The organism is Heyndrickxia sp. FSL W8-0496 (assembly GCF_038007825.1).
Lineage (GTDB): Bacteria > Bacillota > Bacilli > Bacillales > Bacillaceae_C > Heyndrickxia > Heyndrickxia oleronia.
On the sequence record NZ_JBBOXX010000001.1, the window covers coordinates 893,479 to 913,807 of the forward strand.

18 protein-coding genes are annotated in these 20,329 nt (G+C 35.7%); 11 read left to right on the plus strand and 7 right to left on the minus strand.

The genetic code is table 11. The features are described 5' to 3' along the window. Nucleotide 1: 1 nt before the first annotated feature. The 3 genes from NST63_RS04665 to NST63_RS04675 all read left to right on the plus strand — a co-directional run bounded on the left by NST63_RS04665 (nt 2) and on the right by NST63_RS04675 (nt 3,218). Nucleotides 2–1,453, plus strand: coding sequence for a LutB/LldF family L-lactate oxidation iron-sulfur protein (locus NST63_RS04665; RefSeq protein ID WP_078111318.1), 1,452 nt, complete (start codon nt 2–4; stop codon nt 1,451–1,453). Next, the gene (locus tag NST63_RS04670; protein WP_071975261.1) at nt 1,428–2,147 is read left to right on the plus strand and encodes a LutC/YkgG family protein; all 720 of its coding nucleotides are present in this window, start codon (nt 1,428–1,430) and stop codon (nt 2,145–2,147) included. Before NST63_RS04665 ends, NST63_RS04670 begins: the two co-directional genes overlap by 26 nt. Nucleotides 2,148–2,279: 132 nt before the next feature. Then, nucleotides 2,280–3,218 (plus strand): S66 peptidase family protein, encoded by a 939-nt coding sequence (locus NST63_RS04675; RefSeq protein ID WP_058004942.1) that lies wholly within the window; start codon nt 2,280–2,282, stop codon nt 3,216–3,218. A 116-nt stretch (nt 3,219–3,334) separates the two neighbouring features. Here the strand turns inward: NST63_RS04675 and NST63_RS04680 are convergent, their stop codons facing one another. The 5 genes from NST63_RS04680 to NST63_RS04700 all read right to left on the minus strand — a co-directional run bounded on the left by NST63_RS04680 (nt 3,335) and on the right by NST63_RS04700 (nt 8,541). Continuing rightward, a complete protein-coding gene (locus NST63_RS04680; RefSeq protein ID WP_139358166.1) occupies nt 3,335–4,702 on the minus strand; it encodes an APC family permease in 1,368 nt (455 codons plus the stop codon). Between the two features lie 11 nt (nt 4,703–4,713). Continuing rightward, complete coding sequence (locus NST63_RS04685; protein ID WP_078110562.1) at nt 4,714–5,619, minus strand: acetamidase/formamidase family protein; 906 nt, start codon at nt 5,617–5,619, stop codon at nt 4,714–4,716. Nucleotides 5,620–5,730: 111 nt separating this feature from the next. Next, nucleotides 5,731–7,104: a hypothetical protein gene (locus NST63_RS04690; RefSeq protein WP_078110563.1), complete on the minus strand. Its 1,374-nt coding sequence runs from the start codon at nt 7,102–7,104 to the stop codon at nt 5,731–5,733. Then, nucleotides 7,097–7,798 (minus strand): response regulator transcription factor, encoded by a 702-nt coding sequence (locus NST63_RS04695; protein WP_078110564.1) that lies wholly within the window; start codon nt 7,796–7,798, stop codon nt 7,097–7,099. The genes NST63_RS04690 and NST63_RS04695 overlap by 8 nt, the downstream gene beginning before the upstream one ends. Next, the gene (locus NST63_RS04700) at nt 7,795–8,541 is read right to left on the minus strand and encodes a sensor histidine kinase (RefSeq protein ID WP_180211977.1); all 747 of its coding nucleotides are present in this window, start codon (nt 8,539–8,541) and stop codon (nt 7,795–7,797) included. The genes NST63_RS04695 and NST63_RS04700 overlap by 4 nt, the downstream gene beginning before the upstream one ends. Nucleotides 8,542–8,735: 194 nt before the next feature. Here NST63_RS04700 and NST63_RS04705 point away from each other — a divergent pair, with 194 nt between their 5' ends. Then, nucleotides 8,736–10,190, plus strand: coding sequence for a methyl-accepting chemotaxis protein (locus NST63_RS04705; RefSeq protein ID WP_341041410.1), 1,455 nt, complete (start codon nt 8,736–8,738; stop codon nt 10,188–10,190). Nucleotides 10,191–10,607: 417 nt separating this feature from the next. Here the strand turns inward: NST63_RS04705 and NST63_RS04710 are convergent, their stop codons facing one another. Beyond that, complete coding sequence (locus NST63_RS04710; RefSeq protein ID WP_251344760.1) at nt 10,608–11,414, minus strand: hypothetical protein; 807 nt, start codon at nt 11,412–11,414, stop codon at nt 10,608–10,610. Between the two features lie 255 nt (nt 11,415–11,669). Between NST63_RS04710 and NST63_RS04715 the strand changes: the two genes are divergently transcribed. Further along, entirely contained in the window at nt 11,670–11,828 is a 159-nt protein-coding gene (locus tag NST63_RS04715; RefSeq protein ID WP_278893280.1) for a hypothetical protein, read from the plus strand. 245 nt (nt 11,829–12,073) lie between these two features. Here NST63_RS04715 and NST63_RS04720 read toward each other — a convergent pair whose 3' ends face one another. Then, nucleotides 12,074–13,930: an FAD-dependent oxidoreductase gene (locus NST63_RS04720; RefSeq protein WP_341041411.1), complete on the minus strand. Its 1,857-nt coding sequence runs from the start codon at nt 13,928–13,930 to the stop codon at nt 12,074–12,076. Between the two features lie 317 nt (nt 13,931–14,247). On the opposite strand from NST63_RS04720, the gene NST63_RS04725 reads away from it, so the two are divergent. The 6 genes from NST63_RS04725 (at nt 14,248) to NST63_RS04750 (ending at nt 20,329) form a co-directional block, all read left to right on the plus strand. Next, a complete protein-coding gene (locus NST63_RS04725; protein WP_058004886.1) occupies nt 14,248–14,550 on the plus strand; it encodes an anti-repressor SinI family protein in 303 nt (100 codons plus the stop codon). Nucleotides 14,551–14,956: 406 nt separating this feature from the next. After that, nucleotides 14,957–16,198, plus strand: a complete 1,242-nt coding sequence (locus NST63_RS04730) for an ABC transporter substrate-binding protein (protein WP_058004887.1) — start codon at nt 14,957–14,959, stop codon at nt 16,196–16,198. Nucleotides 16,199–16,327: 129 nt separating this feature from the next. Then, on the plus strand, nt 16,328–17,269 hold the full coding sequence (locus NST63_RS04735; protein WP_078109676.1) for a carbohydrate ABC transporter permease: 942 nt from the start codon (nt 16,328–16,330) through the stop codon (nt 17,267–17,269). 26 nt (nt 17,270–17,295) lie between these two features. Further along, nucleotides 17,296–18,108: a carbohydrate ABC transporter permease gene (locus tag NST63_RS04740; protein WP_341044149.1), complete on the plus strand. Its 813-nt coding sequence runs from the start codon at nt 17,296–17,298 to the stop codon at nt 18,106–18,108. Between the two features lie 163 nt (nt 18,109–18,271). Continuing rightward, a complete protein-coding gene (locus tag NST63_RS04745) occupies nt 18,272–19,537 on the plus strand; it encodes a Gfo/Idh/MocA family protein (RefSeq protein ID WP_341041412.1) in 1,266 nt (421 codons plus the stop codon). Between the two features lie 72 nt (nt 19,538–19,609). Beyond that, the gene (locus NST63_RS04750) at nt 19,610–20,329 is read left to right on the plus strand and encodes a GntR family transcriptional regulator (protein WP_212944831.1); all 720 of its coding nucleotides are present in this window, start codon (nt 19,610–19,612) and stop codon (nt 20,327–20,329) included.

The window sequence follows — 20,329 nt, forward strand, 5'->3', positions numbered from 1 at the left end:
AATGGGTTTACAAATAAGTGAAAAGAATTTTAAAAATAGAATGAGTGATGGTTTACAAGATGATTTTATGCGTGGGGCTGTTCGTGATGCGCAGGAAAGATTACAAACGAATCGACTCAAAGCAGCAGATCAGCTAGGAAACTGGGAGGAGTGGCGTTCACTTGGTGAAGAAATACGTCAACATGTTCTAGCAAATCTTGATTATTACTTATATCAATTGAGCGAGCAAGTTTCTAAACGTGGTGGCCATGTCTTTTTTGCCCAAACAGCAGTAGAAGCCCAAGAATATATTAAGGACGTTGTGAAAAAAAAGAATGGGAAAAAAGTCGTCAAATCGAAATCAATGGTGACAGAGGAAATCAGCCTAAATGAGTGTCTGGAAGAAATAGGCTGTGATGTTGTGGAAACGGACTTAGGAGAATATATCCTGCAAATTGATGACCATGATCCACCATCCCACATAGTAGCACCTGCCTTACATAAAAATAAAGAACAAATTCGTGATGTATTTACGAAGAAAATTGGCTATACCAAAAGTGAAAAACCTGAAGAATTGGCGGCTTATGCACGAAAAATGCTTCGAAAGGAATTTTTGTCTGCCGATATTGGGATAACTGGCTGCAACTTTGCGATTGCAGAAAGCGGTTCGATAGGACTAGTTACAAATGAAGGGAATGCCCGAATGGTAACAACTCTTCCGAAAACTCAAATTACTGTTATGGGGATGGAAAGAATAGTTCCAACTTACGAGGAATTTGAAGTTTTAGTTAGTCTGCTAACAAGAAGTGCTGTTGGTCAAAGACTAACAAGCTATGTGACAGCATTAACAGGACCTCGGGAAATAGGAGAGATAGATGGTCCAGAGGAATTTCATCTCGTCATTGTGGATAATGGCCGTTCAGCAATATTAGGAACAGAGTTCCAGCCTGTTTTACAGTGTATTCGTTGTGCGGCATGTATCAATGTTTGTCCTGTCTACCGCCATATTGGAGGACACTCTTATGGTTCGATTTATCCGGGACCAATTGGTGCTGTATTAACACCATTGCTTGGAGGATATGAGGAACATAAGGAATTGCCCTATGCGTCATCATTATGCGGTGCATGCACAGAAGCTTGTCCAGTGAAAATTCCTTTACATGAATTACTGCATAAGCATCGACAGGTAATTGTTGAGCGTGAAGGGAAAGCACCAATTTCAGAAAAATTAATGATGAAAGCATTCGGTTTAGGGGCGGCATCTAGTGGTTTATATGGTTTTGGCTCAAAACTTGCAACGACAGCAGCAAAGCCATTTGTGAAGAATGAAAAAATTAAAAAAGGTCCTGGACCTCTGAAAGCATGGACAGAAATCCGTGATTTTCCAGCACCGAACAAGGAACGTTTTAGAGACTGGTTTAAAAATCATAAGGAAGGGGTGAATCATAATGGTCGGAACCATTCAAAATCGTGAACAATTTTTAGCGAATATCGCTAAGAATTTAGGGAGAGGTCAACGAACTGAAGGAGTATCGACTCCTGTTTACTCATTTCAGCCACAGTACCGTATCTTACAGGATGCAAGTCAGGATGAATTACTTCAAGTACTAAAGGAACAATGTAAAAGCATCCATGTTGATTACTTTGAAACCACTGTGAATGAGTTGGGATCAAAACTAGAAGATATAGTTCAGTTCTATGGCGGTGGTCCACTTTCTTTATGGAACGACGAACGCTTTCACCAATTTGGATTACAGGATTTGATAGAAACCGTTTGGCCAAATCAATCCTATGATGTTCATATTTGGGACCCTGCAAAAGGACAAGAAAATATCGATCGTTGTGAACGTGCAAATGTTGGAATCACATTTAGCGATATCACCCTTGCTGAATCTGGTACGGTCGTTTTATTTAATGATGAAAATAAAGGTCGCTCCGTTAGTTTACTACCTACCACTTATATAGCGATTATTCCTAAAAGTACAATCGTTCAAAGAATGACACAAGCATCTATCAAAATCCGAGAAAAGGTTCAAAAGGGAGAAATCCTCCCCTCATGCATAAATTTCATTACCGGCCCAAGCAACTCAGCCGATATTGAAATGAATCTTGTCGTCGGGGTTCATGGCCCGGTCAAGGCAGCATATATTATTGTGAAAGATAAATAGGGACAGGGGGTCAGGTCCACTGTCCCTTTTGTGGCTAACTAGGGAGGTATTAGGAGGGCAAATATCGAAATATTAAATTATCTTAAAGCGTTTTATCGTAGAAATTGCACGAACGTTAGGAGTTGAAAAATGATGAAAAAACCAAAAGTATTGCAAAAAGGTGATACCATTGGCTTAATTGCTCCATCCAGTCCAGTGAGGCATCCTGAGGAGGTTGAACGATCGGTACAATTACTTGAAGAATTCGGATTCCAAGTAATTGTTGGGGAAAGCTGTCATAGCCAATACGGATATTTGGCTGGCAGGGATGAGGTCAGGGCAAGGGATGTTAATCTCATGTTTGCGAATCCTGAAGTCGATGGAATTATATGTTTAAGAGGAGGATATGGGTCACCTAGAATATTAAATCAGCTAGATTACGAGATGATTCAAAAGAATCCTAAAACATTCCTCGGTTATAGTGATATAACTGCTATGCATATAGCCTTAAACCAACTATGTCATTTAGTTACCTATCATGGTCCGATGCCTGCTTCCGATATGTTAAAGGATTTCGATCATTTCTCTAAAGAAAGTTTTTTCCAAGCAATTACTTCGCCTAATCCATTAGGAATAATAGAGAATCCGCCTGGAGAAGAAATTCATTCACTAGTCACAGGAAAAGCGACAGGCCCAATCATTGGAGGAAATCTTTCTCTCATCGCAGGAACGATTGGTACAAATTATGAAATTGACACAAGAGGAAAGCTTCTATTACTGGAGGATATAGACGAAGAACCGTATCGTGTAGATGGAATGCTCAATCAGTTGCGATTAGCTGGTAAATTTCATGATTGTAGCGGGGTGATCATTGGAGATTGGAATAACTGTATCCCTAAAGACCTAGAGAAGCCGAGTCTTACCTTAATGGAAGTATTTGAAGACTTAATTGTACCATTTGGAAAACCTACCATTTATAATATTAAAATTGGACATTGTGAACCAAAAATTACTGTTCCCCTTGGCGTAGAGGCTGTGTTAGATGCGGATCAATGTTCGCTGACTATAGTAGAGAGTGCGACACGGGGGTAGATAAAAAGCTGAAAAAGGGAATGTCAATTTACTATGACATTCCCTTTTTCTAACCAAATAAGAAAATCAAAAGATAAATTTTCTTATTTGGTTGAGCATTACACCACGATTTTTCATTAACCATTCAAATCGAGATTAGTATTCTTCTTCATTAATTTTAATACAATGAGATAGATAATTCCTATACCAAGCCAGATAAATCCAAGCTTCTTCGAGGTCTCATCAAGATTTATCCACACATAACCGATGATAATAATACCGATGGCGGGAAGTAATAAATGTCGTAAATAATCTTTACTTCCCTTTTTACGGATAAAGTAATTAACAACAGAAAAATGTAAAAATAAGAATGATGATAAGGCTCCAAAGTTAACAACCGATGATAATTTATCAATATGTGCTGCAAAAATACCAGTAACGACTAATGAAACTACTGCGATGAATAGTGTACTGATATAAGGTGTATTAAACCTTGGATGTATTTTCGATAGAACGAAAGGTAGTTTCTTGTCACGTGCCATACTAAATAAGATTCTTGAGATGGCTGCCTGAGCGACAAGTGCGTTAGCAATCCCCCATGAAAGTGCAGTAGCAAGAATAGTTAATGTTTTCAACCATGTACCACCTGCAATTTCAGCTATTTGGTAGAATGCTACATCTGGATTAGCAAAAGTTTGATAGTCAGGCCAAATAAGAGCGGCTACCCATGTTTGGATAATAAATAGAAAACCAACAGTTAATAGTGCAAATATACACGCTTTCCCAATTGATTTTGCTCCATCCTTTGTTTCTTCTGCTAAAGTGGAAATGCCATCAAAGCCAAGAAAACTAAGTACAGCGATAGAGACAGCTCCCATGATGACATTCATGTTAAAACCACGATCATTGTATAAAGGTTTAATTGTAAACTCAGCTCCATTAATGCCTTTAATGATCGCTGTAACCCCTACTGCTACAAAGATAGCAAGGATAATTAATTCTAAAATGACAATGATTTTGTTCGCGCGTGCTGTAAACTCGATACCTAAAATATTAATCACTGTATTAATAGCAATAAAAATAATCACCCATAAATAGGATGGCACTTCTGGTAGCATATCCCCTAATGCGGCTGCACTTACTAAGTATAAAAGGGCAGGGACAAATACATAATCAAGAAGAATTAACCACCCTGCGATAAATCCTACTGAATCATTAATGCCGCGCTGGGCATAGGAATAAACGGAACCTGCAATCGGAAAGGCTTCTGACATACGTGCATAGCTTAATGCAGTAAAAATCATGCCGACCATTCCAATTAAGTAAGTGAGAGCCACCATCCCATTTGAGCCTTGAGCTACTACACCATAGATTCCAAATGGAGCAATGGGTACCATAAACACCATTCCATAAATGAGTAAATCCCAAAAGGATAATGAACGTTTTAAAGAAGGAGCTGTATTTAAAATAGTACTTGAGCCTGTTTTTCGTAATTTTTCACCCATCATAACTCCTCCTAGAATATCTTATGGATTCCCAATTTTTGAAGTACTGATTTGGATAATAAGCAACGAGCTGTTTTTAATGGATCCACAATTTGACTAACTTGAACATGACCTGCAGCACTTAAGAGCATCGTTAATTCTTCAACACTATAATCTGTACGTTCTAATAAATAATCAACCATTTTTTCTACTGCTATATCTGCTGCTTCGTCGAGTGATTCTTTTGAAACAAGAAAGGCAAAACTATCAGATGTTTCTACTACTGGAACAGATAAGCTTTGGCCTTTGATTACCTCTAAGGTTACTGTCACTTTTGCTGGAATCTCAATACCAGATACGCACACCTCTCCATCGCCCATGGCTGCATGTACATCACCTAAAGAAAATAAAGCTCCTTTATGAAAAACGGGAAAATACAAGGTAGCCCCTTCTGCGATTAAGGTTGTATCCATGTTCCCACCATGATCACCAGGAGTACCACAAGAAATTTCTCCTTCATTTGGTGCAACACCAATCACACCGATCATTGGATTAAGTGGGAGAGCTATCTTCTCATTAAAAACAGCTTCATTGTTTTCAATAGGGACGATCTTGATTGTAAAATCATTTATTCGATGCCCCATAACACCAAGATCAGGACCAGTAGCCATAACTCCTTTTTCATCTAATTGAATGCGGTCAATTGATACTTTCAAAATATCACCTGGTTCTGCATTATCAATATAGATTGGACCAGTTGCAGGATTAATTTGTGACCAATCAATACTATTGTAATGCGTATCTTCAGATTGAATTTGATTTAAGAAACAATCATAGGTTTCAATTTCAACCGTTTCACCAGATTGTACCTTTAACACTGGCTCATGTTTTGCACTCATCTCGTAGATATAAGATTTTTTATCTAAAATGGTACTCATATAAAAACAGCCCCTTTACTATTTCTCTCATTATAAAGAATAGTAAAAGGGGAGATTTATATAATCTTGCGAATATTTTATATAATTTTGATAATTAATCGAAAAATTAAATTAGTCCATTAGAGAATCAATGTGATTTTCACGATTTGTCCGTACAAAAAAATAAATAAATAAGGCTAATCCCGATGAGATTCCCACTGATAGTAAAAAGTAAGTGTTAAAATTATTCGTTATTATCCAGGCTACACAAGAGAATAAGAAACTCATAAAAATAATATAAAAAATCCATGGGTTCAGCTTTTGTTTTTTGAACAAAATGGCCATGCATGGAAAAGCTGTTGAAGATAGGAATAATAAATAAAATTGAATCGCTTCAAGTGCGTAAGAGATAAACAGACATGCCAGGATTAGTGAAACCCCTCCAATTATGACTGAGGTCATATATATTAAACGTATGCTTCTTTCTTTTTTTTCAAATTGTGAATAGAATAGCGCTGTTATAGAGTAAAGTGAATTGAATCCAGACTGTGCTAACCCTACTAACCAAATAAGAATGGCCAATTGTATGATTAAATAGGATTCATGATGGACAAGAATGTTAAATAGGGAGCTTAATTCTAATTCCTGATATTTAGTTACTTCATAGGTAAAAAAGGCGAGTAAGGATAGTGGAATGGACAAACTACCTAATATTCCTAATTTAATGGTTATAGAATAATAGGATTTTTTAATTGAAAACATATTTCGCCAAAATATTAGACTGGTAGATAACTTTCCTATTCCAAGGATAATCATAACCATTAAGAAAAACAGGCCATCATCAATTGTTGGATGTAATCTTTTACTCCATTCCTGATAGTCATAAAATACTTGGTGGATCCCCCTACCTAAATAGGTGTGTAAAGGCAAGTATATGAGTGAGCATCCGCCAATTAATAAAAGAAGCCAGGTTGATCTTGTAAAGACATTCATACCACCTAGTCCACCAAGAATAATAATAAAAATAAACAGTATGATTAAAAAGATAAATGGACTTTTATTAAACCATTTACCATATAACCAGCCTGCAAGCGCTGGTTGAATAATTAACCCATCGAGATTAGCAATTGCTAATAAGCAAGTGGCTCCTATTCTTCCTAATTGATTTGAAAACCGATTCCGATATAAGTCCTCTAAACCGTATGTCCCATCATTTTCATTCCTAATATACGGGACAAGCTTTGCTAATAGGAAGTAGTAAAGAAGAAAAATGATTAATACAAATAATGTACTCATTCCAAGACCGAAATTGATAGTCGAATAGAGTGTTAGGGTTACAATCCAAGCAGAAAAGAAGGTTCCCCATACTAGTACTGTTCCTTTTTTTATCCCTAACGGTTCACTCGTTCTAAAATAATGATGAATATTTGAATCATTAACGACATGGTCCAAGCTATAAATAATTATCGTGGTGGTAACACATAAAATAAGAAACCAATCAAACATTTCCTAGTGCATCCTTATATTCACTTGGGGATAAGTGGGTTATCTTTTTGAAAGACGAACTTAAATGATTTTGACTAGAAAATCCAGTTCTTTCAGCTATTATTCCCATTGGAAGGTGAGGAGCCGATTTTATTAGTTCTTTTGCTTTTTCCACCCGGTATCTTAAGAGATATTCCTGGAAGTTTTCTTTTTTTTCTTCTTTAAACTTCTTACTAAGATAGGTTGGGCTTACATGAATATGTTCTGCTAGATGGGGGAGAGAAAGCTTTTTATTATACTGTTGATGGATGATATGTAATACTTCCTGGATATCTGATGATAGTTTATTTCCCCCAATAGATTCTAAGAATTGATCAAGAGTTTGATATAGTTCTTTAGCAATTATCGGCTTAATTAAATAATCCATCACATGAAGCTTAATCGATTGTCGTGCATAATTAAAATCTTGAAAAGCCGTTATCATGATACATTCTGTATCATAATTTTCCTTAATGTAAGCACATAGGTCTAATCCGTTTTCTCCAGGAATATGTATATCGATTAAAGCTAGTTGATAATTGTCCTTCTTTAAAAATTTTTTTGCTGCCGCTGCATCTTCTGCGGTTACTAAATCCCACGAAGGATATCTTTGATTAATTAGGTATGTTAATTGTTCTAATTCTAAATATTCATCATCAATGATTAATACTTTCATATGCTTTCTCCTCCAGGTGTATAGGGCCATTCAGCAGTTACAACAGTCATTCCATCTGTTCGATTAATCATAACGGAAGTTCGCAAATCGAAAATGAGCTTCAGTCTCTTTCGAATATTTGCTAATCCAATACCTTGATTCCAATTTTGCGTAATACTTTCATTTGGGCCATTATCCTTGACTGCTAATTGTACCCAACTTCCTTCTCTTTTTAGTTCTATCATTAAAATTTTATCCCCAGGTTTATTCTCAAGACCATGTTTAAATGCGTTCTCAACAAAAGATTGAAGAATATATGGGGGCAGTGTTGTTTTTACTGCTGTTACATCTATTTGATAGGAAACAGATAGTTTAGATCCGAATCGTAATTGCTGTATCGCAATATAATGGTTCGTATGCTCCAACTCATAAGAAAAAGGAACTAATGGCTCTTTATCTGTATAATTATATCTTAAAAATTGGGAAAATTCCTCCATTGCTTCGACTACCTCCTTAGTTCTCCCTAATCTACCTAGTGATAACATGGCATTGAGGGAATTGAAGAGAAAGTGAGGGTGGATTTGTTGACTAAGTTGTAAATATTCCATTCTCTGCATCTCTTTTTCCATTCTCATTTGTTTATTTTCTAATTGAAGATAATCAAATTCTTGGTCAAAAAAATTAAGTAAAAGTAGAATAACGAAGCCCGCGATGGGTGTTCCAATGCTAGAAAGTATAATGATCGTGAAGATTGTATTACTCATAGTTTAATACTCCTTAATGAATCATGTTATTCAACTTTATTAATGAATGATTTAAAGGATGTTTTTATATTTGATTGTACTATATAAAAAAATATATGGGAGATCATATGATTAAAAATCTAATAGACAAGTCTGATTCTTTTGTCATATGATGAAAGTAGGAAGTTGAACATGATTGAGAGGAAGAGAACATCTTGGATATTCAAACGGTACTCTATGAAAATTATCGGAAAAAGAATCAGCTATCATTCATTATGATTGTCATTTCTGTCTTATTAGGGACTGCGGCAGATCTTGCTTTGGGCTCAGGGTTAATGATAACACTTATTACTTTAATCGGTGGGGCAGTTGTTATTGCTATTATTGGAATCTTACATTTTTCGAAAAAGCTTGTCTTTCAATTACCATATTTCTCTGTAATCGGTGTATCACTGGTTGTTGCACTTATTATGTTTATGAGCCCCACTGATCAAAATATCTTTTTGATCTATTATTTATTAGTATTTGCTGCTCTTTATTTAAATCAGATAGTTTTTACTGTTGGAGTCATTATAAGTACTGTTATTTTAGTTACATTTTATATTGTTAATCAGGATGTATTAAATACTAATCTGCAATTTTCATTGTTGATGTATGCTCTGGCTGTTATTGTTTTATTTTTCCAAAATAAAATATCCAATCAGCTGCAAAAAAGTGTAAATGAGTTACAGAATCAAGTTCAGTTGAGTTTACAAAAAGAACAGCAACAAAGAGTGGTTTTAGTCGATAATACACAAATTATTGCAAAGAATTTAACAGAGATTCAAAATCAATCTCAGACGAATCATGAAAGTACATATGAAATGAATGTGGCGATTCAAGAAGTAGCAAAAGGAGCGCAAGTTCAATCTGATTCGATAAGTGATATACTGGCAGCAGTTGAGAATACGAATACAATGGTTGCCAATATGATTGAAAAGGTAGAAGAGATCACCGAGCAATCTAGTCTAACCAATAGTAAATCGGTACAAGGGCGTGAACAATCGCAAAAATTACATACTCAGATGAAAGAGTTTAAACAGTTTATTAGTAAAATGGCCAATGAAATGACTCAATTAAGCGTGAATGTAAGTCAATCATTGAAATCCTTAGAATCTATACAACAAATAAATTCACAAACAAATTTATTAGCCTTAAATGCTTCTATTGAAGCGGCAAGAGCTGGAGAAGCAGGAAAAGGATTTTCAGTGGTTGCTCAAGAGATTCGGAAACTTGCTGAAACAACTGAAAAAACAGCGAATGAAGTGTCAACAAGCTTGAACCAAATTAATATGAGTAATGAAGGAACCCAATTACAGATGCAGCAAATAGCCATGAAAATGGAAGAAAATATTAAGGAAACAGAGCTCACAACCACAATCTTTAGTGAAATTGAAGGGGCTATCCAACGTTTAAGTAGTGAAGTATATGCGTTCTCAACTGTTGCTAATCAAATAGGGGAAGATACAAGCTCGATTGATCGAACAATGAATGAGTTTGCCGCAGTTCTCGAACAAGCCTCTGCATCTTTAGAAGAGGTTTCTGCAACCGTACAAAGTCAGACAGAAAGAAATGCAGTGCTTAATCTTTTAATTGTTGAAACAAATGAGGCAATCCATAAGCTGCAATAGGTAATGTAGTTCTTTCATAAAGCGAATCTTTTTCTAACGTGAAAATGGTGTGAGGACATGATTTATGTTGTTGCACATCCTTGGTACCGTAATATAGACAAGGTAAACACTTTCCAACTTATAGTTTAAGAAAATAGGTAGTAAAGTTATTACGACACTAACTAAAAAGGAGACTTGTAAGTGAAAATCATATCACATACAAGTCTCCCTTTATTTTATAATTTAAATTTACTTACCATATCCTAAATGAAAAAAGCTGTTGAGTGCTTGAACGTATTTCTTTGTTAAAACTTTACCTAAATTAATATATGTTTGAGAAAAAGAGCCAAAAAAAAGACTCACGATTTTGTATTTGCGAGTCTAGGGTACATATATTACTCTATATCTTCAGTTATTCTAAATGTGGAACTCCATAATTTATAATTTTATTTGTACAGTTTTCTTTTTATCTATTAACTCATGTGTGATTCCATCAAGAACATCGTCTGTTGTAAAGGTAAATTTATTTGTTACAGGGGGGTTACTCTTAATGAGGAGGCAGATTTTCCCTTCTCTTGTTTGCCCACTAGGATAATCAATTCTACTAGCAGCGGATGAACCCATGAAAGTATCCTCTGAAAGATTGAAATTAGAAAACGGGACATCATCATATAATATATCCCCATATTGCAATGTTAAGAAACTAAAAAATTGTACCTCTCTATCATAATGGTTGGTGATAGTATAATTGATTTCTATATAATATACTTCATTTTCTATTGTCCACATTGATTTAGATTGTGCCTCATATAAGTCTCCAATATTTTCAAACTCTACGCCTTCTTTTATGAGTGTATTAAATGAAGAGGCGGTATAATCATTTAATATATTTTTCGCTTCTTTTTTAATATGATTTAATTTAATAATTTTAATCGTATGTAAATGGATGGTCATATTTCCTACAAAGAAGTCTTTGCTCACCTGGTGTTTTTTTATAAGCTCTAATTGAGCCCAATTCTTCTCAATTACTTTGTCCCCTTCTTTTTGTAAGTAGCTACTTCCATTGCTGTCAACAGTGGATATTGTTTCATTCATTTGTTGTTGATTACGTTTTTCTTTCTTTGCATGAACTGTATTCGATTGTATATGATTCGCTTTTTTCTCCTTTTTTAAAAATAGTAGGCTAAAAATAATAACTATGCATAAAAGAATAATGAACAATACTCGTTTTTTTGTGATTCTCATATATTTCCTCAATCCATTATTTGATATTTACTGTAAAGTATCATATATGTTTAATGAAGTTGGGAAAAGAAAAAACATAAAAAGAACACATAAAAGTCACATTTCTTTGTTATTCTTTCTTTAGAACAGGAAATGTATATATAAAAAAGTTACTTGGTTTATTATTGCTGGAATACTCATTTTTGCCTTAATTATGCCATTCATATCTGAAGCAAATACGACACCAACACAAAAGGCAAGGAGTCAACTGGTTATTTGCCTTCCACACGAGTAAAGAAGAAAGCAGGCATTGGGCTTAGACGATTATTCTCTTATTTTGCTTCAAAATCAGTATGGAGTGTGAAACAAGGTAGCTCGATAAAGGATGATTATGAAAGAGATAGTAGTTTTTTTTATCTGCATATAGATGAATAAAGCTAAAGTCCATGTCTTTACACAAGATTTGTAAACTCAACGCGTGATGAGTCTTTAACCTCCTATCGTAGGAATATGTTGTTCGGTAGGCAATAAATTCACGATAAAATAGGTCTAACTTTATATTGAAGCCTGTAATGAATGTTAATTCTTTCTTTTCTTCCTAAGAAAAAGCGGGGATGTCTTGTAATGACGTCCCCGCTTTTTGATTGGTAGATATTTTACTTTTGTAAATAGAAACAATATTAAAAGTTCTTTCCTTGTTTAAAAAGCAAATAGAAGAGTTGGTATCCTTCGCTTGTAAGGATTTCACGGTTTTCTGGTAACCGTTGCTTTAATGTCTCATCAACGATTCCCAACTCCTTAGCCTTTTGCCATGCTTCATTTTCTAAACAATCTATACCGATTGCTTTTAATATTAATTGTGCTGCCTGATCTCTAGTTAAAGTCTTTTCTTTATCGGTTAGTAGGGATGTAACTTCGTTTACATTTTCTACTCCTTTATCGGGGAAGACCCTTTCAATTGCACTGATGATTCGCACAAAATCATCATTAATCATCGGTTCATCGACCGGGAGTTTATTTTCATAGCCACCTTTTATTACACCAAGGCTTAACAGCTTTTTAATGGCTGGATAGTACCATTCATTTTGATAAGGATAATCCAAATCAAAATGGAATAAATGTGCCCCTTGTTTTTTTAGTTTTTTCTGAAGGGTAGTGATAAGTGATTTATCCTTGCTCATTTCTCTAAAATTAATTTGATGTTCGATGGACATGGCTGAGGCAACTCCAGCCGCTTGGGCAACTGACATTCCGGTCGGAACTACACGTGCACTTCCAGCAGCTAATGAATCATATCCGGCAGCCTTACTTGCGATTAGTAATCCATCAATTTCTAATGGAACGAGTGATCTAAATGGGATCGCATATTGAGTAGGTACTGCGAGAACATAGCCGTAATCTGCAGTGGATGTTGCTTGAATATCCACAGGATATCCACCTAAGGCAATACTATCCCAATGATCGCGATTTTCCCACAGGTCTGACATTGGTAATTGATACTCTGCTTTAATATGTCTAGTTTCTCTTATATATAATTCAGATGGGTAGCTAGCTATTTTTGCCTGTTCAAAACCAGGAAAATGCTCATTTAGAAATTTAACAATGTGCTTCGTTTCATTTTTTCCAATATCTAATGCTTTCTTCTTTGATTCTTCATTTAAACCATCTACACCAAAAATTTGTAAGGCATTAATATAGACACTACCATCTTTTTGTTTAGCAATATTCAATCCACGAAGTCGAGTTTGTGCATTTGATGGTTTATAAGCTGTATGGAGATCACTATATCCCCATGCTGTATTATTGTAGACTGTTCCACCGCCAAATACGCCATCCTTTGAGGCACGCTTAATCCCTTCCCAATCAACATCCTTTAAATGGATCATGAGGGTGACGGACATTTTTCTGTTTTTAAATCCGATATCTTCTCCACCTGTAAAATAAGGGGCTCCGGCCATTACAGCTAAGTCGGCATCCTTCGTAGAATCTATGAATCTTTGTGCATGGATTTCTTTTTCTTTATTTTCATAGTCTTTAATTTTTAGTCCAGTTAATTTGTTTCCATCTTTAATTACGGAAACAAGATCAGTTTCTAGAGCAAGTGTAAGATTAGGCTCGTTTTTAACCAGCTTCATAAAAGCTGCCTTTGCATCTTCGATATCGAATGCCGATTGATTTCCTACGAGGTTATGCCATTCCTTGAAGATTCCTGCATTGACTGGTTCATTGTTCATATCTTTTCCAATATCAAGGAAATTGAGCATTCCGTATGTAAAAAGGCCTCCCAAACCATCACGTTTTTCAATTAATAATGTTTTTGAACCATTTCGTGCAGCCGCTACAGCTGCTGCTACGCCTTCGGGTTCTCCACCTACAACAATGACATCATACGTTTTCTTTAGTTTTGGCTGCTGGTAGCTAAGACTATTATTCTGTTGACTATTGTTTTTATGTTGTATCAATTGGGTTGCGACGAAGATAAATATCAAGATGAAAAGACTAAAACCCGTTGTTATCCAAAGCTTTTTATTTTTCATGTTTTCCGTCCTTTATCTGTTTTAGTTAGAAGAATGGCCAAAATCTGACCGTTCTCGACTTTTTTCTATTAATAAGTCTACGATACATGGTTAAACATGAATTTTCAAGGCGTCATTACAAAACGTTTTTCATTAAATCTTAATTTTCACATTATGTACGAAAACTAGTTAATTTCTATTCCAAATTTAAGTTAAAAAACATATAAAGAATAGCTTTTTAAATAATCGAATATTGAAATAAATAGTTGAAAATATAGGTAAAATGGTATAGAGTTAAATTGTTCTTTATTAAGAACTTTATATAGGAGGGGATGGTAATGGTGGGGATAACGGGATATGATCAGGAATGGTTTGATTTAATTGCTGAAGCAAAAAAAATAGGATTATCCACCCAAGAAATAAGAGAATTTATAAATAGCAGCAAGAAAAAAGAACGCAAAATGGATTCTGCTAAACTAGGAATCTATTACCAAACATTATTACCAGATGTAAAAACGGATAAAGGTGTTCTTAATAAAGAATTAGAATGTGAGTCATTAGAAAAAAGAATGACACGTATTGAAACTAAATTAGACCTACTATTAAAGTTACGAAATCATATGATGAATGTTGGAATATAAGAATGTCTTGATCGATCCAATTTTGCATTTTTCAACAGCTCTTTTCTCAAACATGTGGCTATGCAGGAAGTCTCTTCATTTGATTGAGAAAAGAGCCGCTAATCCTTCATGGGAACGCCTAGGTGCAGAAGCAGGCAGTAGGGCTTTTACCATAACAATAAACTATACGATATAGTCTTTCGATAACTCGATGACTATTCGATATTTTTAGAAAAGTTAAAATTTATATTTTCTTTTTTATTGCACGATGGTATAATACTTTCAACTGGTAATGACATCATGTTGATATGTTGAAAAAGGGAGGTTCGATGAAAGTATTATTAAATGTATTCGCTTTCAATTAATCTGGTAATGACATCATTATAACTAATTAAGTAAAAAAGCGTTCAATAAGGGGGTAATATCATTGAAAAAGCTTTTCTTGGGATTGACAATGTTCATACTGATCTTTGTAATGGCAGGATGTTCAGGCGAAAAGGCGTCTACAAAGGATGGGAAAATAGAAATTCGCTATGGGTTATGGGACAAAAACCAAGTTCCAGCTATTGAAGAAATCATTAAGAAATTTAATGAAAAAAATCCTAATATTAAGGTGAAGCTTGAGTTAACACCGTATAAGCAATATTTTCAAAAGCTTGAAACTGCTGCAACAGGTGGAGCTTTACCAGATGTACTTTGGATGAATGGGCCACATATTGCACAATATGCAATGGGGAAAGTTCTTCAACCATTAGATGATTTCATTAAGAAGGATCAATTTGATATGAATAATTATCCAGAATCTCTTGTTAATTTATATACAGTTGAGGATAAGATTTATGGTGTTCCAAAGGACTTTGACACGACTGGATTATGGTACAACAAGAAGCTTTTCGATGAGGCAGGTATCCCATATCCTGATGAAACCTGGGATTGGAATATGTTGAAGGAAGCAGCAAAAAAACTGACGAATAAGGATAAGGGAATTTATGGATTTGCTGCATTGATGGGAAATCAAGGTGGTTATTATGATTTGATTTGGCAAAATGGCGGTTATGTCGTTTCAGATGATAATCAATCGGTTGGATTTTCTGAGCCAGAAGCAGTAGAAGCAATTAAATATAATATTAGCTTTATAGAAGAAGGTCTATCACCAACTCCTGCGCAAATGGAAGAAACGAAGCCATCTGACATGATGATATCGGGAAAAATAGCGATGATGTTTGATGGACCATGGATGGTTCCTGAGTATAAAACAAATCAGGATTTAGACGTAGCTGTTCTTCCACAAGGTAAGGAAAGAGCTGTTAGTATTCATGGCTTGGGTAATGTTATTGCGAAGAACTCTAAACATCAAAAAGAGGCTTGGGAGTTTGTTAAATTTCTAGGATCAAAAGAAGCAGCAGAAATATTTGCAGAAACAGGAACAGTAATCCCTGCTTTCAATGGTACACAGGATGCATGGTTGAAATCTGTCGATACATTAAATTTACAAGCATTTATTGATGGGTCAGAGTATGCTCACCCACTACCAAGTGTTGAAAATACGGGAGCATTATGGGATGCCGAAACAAAAATCCTTAAAAATGCTTGGAGTGGCGATGAAAGTGTAGAGGATGCTACAAAGAAATTAACGGAAGAAGGAAATAAGATCCTTAATAAAAAGTAACCATTTTAGAAGGGAAGAATCTGAAAACGGAATCTTCCCTCTGAAAAATTCTTCATCTATATAGTTTAGAAGTGTTTTGTTCAGTGAGATGAATAAGCGCGTTACGCTTTTCTTATAAGGAGGTTGGTTATGTCAGAGATTCAGCTTACAACCGAGCCAAAGCCTAAAAGACAGGCGAAAAGGTATTATAAAACGAAAAAACGATCAGATTATCTTTGGGCATATTGTATGCTTGCTCCAACAATGATCGGTCTACTAATCTTTTATTTTTGGCCAATTTTACAAACGATTTATTTTAGTTTTACAGAATGGGGAGCGTTTGGAACATTCGAGTGGATCGGTGTAGAAAATTATGTGAGGATGTTGACCGATTCAGAATTAGGTCAAGCCTTTAGGAATACCTTTATTTACATTGTACTGACAGTGCCGATCGGAATTTTTTTATCCATACTCGTAGCTGTCTTACTTAACCAAAAAATTAAGGGAAGATCTGTCTATCGCACTCTGTATTTTTTACCGGTTATTACGATGCCAGCAGCAATCGCGATGGTGTGGAAGTGGCTCTATAATTCTGATTTTGGCTTAATTAATTATATTTTGTCCTTATTTCATATCAAAGGACCGAGTTGGATAACCAATCCGGATATTGCCTTATATTCGATCATCATTGTCGCTATTTGGAGTGGTGTCGGTTATAATATGGTCATTTTTCTTTCTGGATTACAAAATATTCCGCAAACATATTATGAAGCAGCTAAAATTGATGGGGCGGGACCTGTACGAACGTTCTTTTCAATTACGATGCCATTATTATCACCTATCATTTTTTTCGTTTCAATTATGTCGTTAATCGGGGCATTCCAAGTGTTTGATCTGATTTTTATGATGGTTTCTAGTAATAGTGTCACGATAGAAAAAACACAATCCATTGTTTATCTGTTCTATCAGCACGCCTTTGTGTTGAATGATAAAGGATATGCAGCCGCTATTGCTGTTTTATTATTAGTGATGATTTTAATTGTGACAGTGATACAAATGATGTTACAGAAAAAATGGGTGCACTATGAATAAAGGAGGATGACATCGTGGAGAAAACAATGAAAGGAAAAAATATTTGGATTCACGTAATTTTAATCATTGGTGCAGTCATGATGGTTATCCCTTTTATTTGGATGCTACTCACCTCATTAAAAACCTATGCTGAATCTGTTCATATTCCCCCAAAGATTTTTCCGAAGGATTTTCAATGGAAAAATTATGAAGAAGTATTTGAATTACTGCCATTTTTCAAGTTTATGTTCAATACGATCATCGTAACGGTCGCTCGTACGATTGGCCAATTATTCCTTTGTTCCTTAGCAGCTTATGCCTTTGCACGAATTCGTTTTCCTGGGCGCAATATACTTTTTGTATTAGTCCTATCCGTGTTAATGGTTCCGTCCCAGGTATTCCTGCTTCCGCAATACATGATCATGGTGAAATTAAATTGGCTGAATACTTTACAAGCCGTTATCGTTCCAGGATTATTTAGTGCATTCGGTACCTTTTTACTTCGCCAATTTTTTATGGGCTTACCTAAAGAATTAGAAGAGGCTGCCAGACTTGATGGTTGTAATCATTTTCAAATTTATTGGAAAATCATGCTTCCATTAGCGAAACCAGGGTTAATTGCATTAGGAATTTTTACAGCCCTATGGTCTTGGAATGAATTAATGTGGCCGCTTATCGTCAATAGTTCCTCAGAGAAAATGACATTATCGGTAGGTCTCTCATCCTTGCAAGGCCAATATTTAACCAATTATCCAATTCTAATGGCAGGCTCATTCTTAGCTATACTGCCGATGCTTCTATTATTTATGTTCCTACAAAAGAGATTTATAGAAGGAATTGCGATTACCGGAGGGAAATAAATAAGGGACAGCGGGTCGGTTCCTGTGTCCCAAAAGGGGGCAGTGGACCGGATCCTGTTTCCAAAAGGGGACAGCGGACTGGACCCTGTGTCCCAAAAAAAGGGACAGTGGAACCGACCCCGTGTCCCACCGTGTCCCATCAAACAAAGAGGAGAGGATATATATGATTACAGCAGCGTTAATTGGAGCTGGAAGTAGAGGGTTACATGCTTATGGTTCATATGCTTTGAAATATCCACATGAGTTATCTTTTGTTGCGGTAGCTGAACCAAATCGGGAGAAGGGAGCGAAATTTGCAGCTCTTCATCAGATAAACGATACGATGGTGTTTGATTCGTGGGAGGAGATGTTGGAGAAAGAAAAGTTTTGTGATGCATTATTAATTTGTTCACCTGATCGCTTTCATTATAAACCTGTCATTCAAGCGATTAAAAAAGGATATAATATTTTACTTGAGAAACCAATGTCACCTAATCCACAAGAAACATTAGAGATTGCCAAGCTAGCTACCGAACATAATGTTCTTTTAAGTGTCTGTCATGTGTTACGGTATGCCCCATTTTATCAGGAATTGAAATCAATTATCGATCAAAAAGTAATCGGAGATATTGTATCCATTCAATGGAATGAGCATGTTGGCTACTACCACCAGGCACATAGCTTTGTCAGAGGAAATTGGGGGAATAGTCAGCAATCGAGTCCGATGATATTGCAAAAATGCTGTCATGATTTGGATCTTTTGCAATGGATTATTGGTTCAGAATGTCAGAGTGTATCTTCCTATGGAAATTTAACCCATTTTACAAGTGAGAATGCTCCAGAAGGCTCCACCTTAAGGTGTTTAGACGGCTGTAAGGTGGAGAAAGAATGCCCATACTCAGCGATGAAATGGTATTTGCATGACAGAGATGAATGGCCAGCGAATGTAGTTTCAGTTCATCCAAGCATTGATAGTAGATTAAAGGCCCTTCAAGAAGGTCCGTATGGTAGATGTGTGTACCACTGTGACAATGATGTGGTTGATCATCAGGTTATTAACCTTTTATTTGAAAAAGATGTAACAGTGTCATTTACGATGACCGCTTTTACGAAGGAAATTTGCCGTTCATTTAGAATTATGGGAACGAAGGGCGAAATTGAAGGCAATGATGCTCGAAATGAATTAAAGATTCAACATTTCTCTGGAAAGACCGAGGTAATTATTCCTGAATCAGTAGCTGGTGGTCATATGGGAGCAGATACGAGTATTATGAGAGATTTTATTGAACGTGTAGCAAAGAAGGAAAAAGAAAGTCTAACCTCCGCAATTGTTTCTGCCCATAGTCATTTAATGGCTTTTGCTGCAGAAGAATCGCGTTTGTCTGGAAAAACTGTGAACTTCCAGGAGTATGTTTCCAATTTAACTCAGGAAACACAAGAATCAAAATAGTCTATAGAAGATGATATTTTTTTCAACTTTTCGTACAATATGAGTAAGAATGGAAAGTAAAAGGAGAAAAATATGATAGAAAAGGATAATCGAGTCCCCCTTTATTACCAACTAATGGATATTCTTATGGGGAAAATAGAACAGGGGGAGCTGAAGGAGCATGACCGGCTACCCTCAGAGCGTGAGTTATGTGAACAATATAATGTCAGTCGAACAACTGTACGACAAACAATGCAAGAGCTTGAAAAAGAAGGTCTTATTTATAAAGAGCATGGAAAGGGGACTTTTGTCTCACCAAAAGTAATCAATCAAAGTCTTGTCCAATTTTATAGTTTTACCGAAGAAATGAAAAAGATCGGAAAAAATCCATCTTCTATCGTTCTCGATTTTCAAACGGTGCCTTGTGAAGGAAAAGTGGCAAAAAACATGGATCTATCAGTTGGTGAATTAGTCTTTAGAATTACAAGATTACGACTTGCTGATGGAGTGCCTATGATGTATGAAACATCATTCCTTCCTGTAAAACGATTTCCTGATCTAACGAAGGAGGATCTGGAGCAAGCACCTATGTATACTCTATTTCGCGACAAATATCAAGCAATCATTACAAGAGCAAATGAGCGTTTTAAAGCTGTAACAACGACAGAAGATGAAGCCAAACGATTGAAAATGAGCACCGATGAACCAAGTCTTTTAATTGAAAGGGTAACATTTGAAGGTACGAATGTGATTGAGTATACAGTATCCATTGCAAGAGGAGATAAGTTTTCATATTCGGTAGAATTAAAGTAG